The sequence below is a fragment of the Massilia glaciei genome, assembly GCF_003011895.2.
GTDB classification, from domain to species: domain Bacteria; phylum Pseudomonadota; class Gammaproteobacteria; order Burkholderiales; family Burkholderiaceae_D; genus Telluria_A; species Telluria_A glaciei.
On sequence record NZ_PXWF02000178.1, the window covers coordinates 1 to 2,105 of the forward strand.

The window sequence follows — 2,105 nt, forward strand, 5'->3', positions numbered from 1 at the left end:
GCCGCATAGCGGCTGAACAGTCACGATTGCTCTACCATTGGCAACTCGCATTTGTGCGCGGCGCGAGATGGAAACGCCAGGAACCTTGGCGCAGCGGTCGTCCATTCATAATCAAACGGAACAAATAGATGAAAACGCTATTTCTGCTCTTGGCGCTTGTACCGACACTTGCTTTATCCGAAGGCGTCCCGACCACGGGCAGGGTTCCCGTGCCGGAAAATCATAGCCTTGTTCACGAATTCCTGGGTGCGGATGGAATCTATACGGAGATCTTCGCCAATATATTCGTCAAAGACAAATATGTTGGGGCCAATGTAGTGATTCGAACCAATGACGGGGTTTCTGCCAAGAATGAAAGAAGTCTTTTCTCGCTTGCGTCCACGACGCCGTGCGAAGTTGAAAGCGGTCTGCTTCGCAATTATGTTGGAAACAAAGCGCCGAGCGAACATAACTGGACGCGGGTTGTCCCTCAATCTTGGGGCGATAGTCGTCGGCGCTACGCGCCTACAGACAATATGAAGGATGTGCTGGCAACCGAGATGTGCCTCCAAACCCATCCGCCATTCGCAAATTATTTGCACTCTGCTTGGAGCGAGAAAATCCAGAAGATTCTCGAAGAAAGCGCTGAAAAGGACGATGCATATCGGAAGGCTTTTCAGGAAACCAAAGAGAAGTGCTTGTCCAGCTTGGAAAGACTTCGTACCGCGTCGGAACAGCTCGATGCGGAGACTGCCAATTTGGATAGCCGAAGCCTGTCTATCACCGAGTATGGCCCAAGTCTTGATTTTCGACGGCAGATGCTGGAAACCGGGCCAAAAATTCGTGAGCTAGAGAACCTAACGAACCAGCTTACGGCGAAATGGTATGCCGATCGGAACAATTACAATCTCCGGGTCCGGGCGCTGAAGGCGGACCGAGGGTCATTGCACAAGAGACGTGAGCGCCACACGGAGCGCGTCGATACCCACAACGATGAGTGCGATAAATTCCCTGGGGCAGAATAGATGTCACGTCAATCGATTCACTAAAGCAGTACCGGGCGCGGAGTAAAGACATCCGCTGAATTCGTATCCGGCAAAACGCACGCATGCTCACCACCGACAGTGGCGAGTTCGTGTCCGAGCGAAACAGCACTTTGTTTTCGGGGAAGTGCTCGATTGCGGCAAGACCGCCGACGCTTCCCGACATAAAGCGCACAGGAGCCTCACGAGTTTGCCAGTCCATGCCAGCCTGCTTCGCCCATATTTCGATAGACTCGTCCGAGTTGCAAGGTGGCGACCCACATCGCAGGCGCGCTGAAGGGTTGCCGGTTACGCCGATCTTGTGGATCAGCTCGCGGTGCGCGGTGACGTATGGTTGAATGGACTGAGAGGCTGAGAGTCTTTCGATCATCCCCGCTCATCACGCCAGAAAGCGCCAGTTCGTCGTTGCAAATGCTCGCCATAGCCCGCTATGGCTGTGCTTTGCGCCTCGATCTGCCGCTTTCTGGCGGGCTGCTCGGGCACGCCCGAAAAACTCTCAGCCTCTGACTCCGCAGCACATAGATTGTGCCTGTTTCAATATCAGCAGGCTCTGGCGCATTGCTAAACAGGGGCCCCATGTCGGGATCAGCGCACGCTGTAAAGAGCGGATCAGCAGATCGGCGATTTCCTCCGCCGCCCGGCTTCGAGCATCTCGGTGAAGCGCTCGGCAGTTGCCGCCTCGGAAAACAAAAAGCCCTGCGCGTAGTCGCACTCCTTCGCCCTTAGCCAGTCGCGCTGTTCGACCGTCTCCACCCCCTCGGCGATGACCTCCAATCCAAGCTTGTGGGCCATGACGATGATCGTCTCGGCGAAAACCGTGCTGTCGGCACTGTGCATCATGTCCTTGACGAACGACTGGTCGATCTTGAGAAAATCGACCTTGAATTTCTTGAGATAGGACATCGACGAATAGCCGATCCCGAAATCGTCGATGGTGAACTGGACGCCGACCAGCTTGAGCATGGCGAGCCGGCTCCTGACCGTGGGCGAATCGTTGAGTAGGACGCCTTCGGTGATCTCAACGGCTATTTGGTCGCGCGTGAAGCGCAGCAAGGCGAGGCAGGGCTGTCGCACCAAAAGTCG

Annotated in this window: 2 protein-coding genes; one reads left to right on the top strand and one right to left on the bottom strand. The window is 55.3% G+C overall.

Features of this window, described 5'->3' with window-relative positions; all coding sequences use genetic code 11:
• Positions 1 to 128 precede the first annotated feature (128 nt).
• The gene (locus tag C7C56_RS28780) at positions 129 to 1,004 is read left to right on the top strand and encodes a hypothetical protein (RefSeq protein WP_181373126.1); all 876 of its coding nucleotides are present in this window, start codon (positions 129 to 131) and stop codon (positions 1,002 to 1,004) included.
• A gap of 627 nt (positions 1,005 to 1,631) precedes the next feature.
• Here C7C56_RS28780 and C7C56_RS11125 read toward each other — a convergent pair.
• On the bottom strand, positions 1,632 to 2,105 hold a 474-nt coding region (locus C7C56_RS11125; protein WP_146204426.1), incomplete at its 5' end, for an EAL domain-containing protein.

Excerpts from the sequence above, each read along its gene's own strand:
- C7C56_RS28780 (WP_181373126.1), top strand. The coding sequence starts at position 129 with ATGAAAACGCTATTTCTGCTCTTGGCGCTTGTACCGACACTTGCTTTA.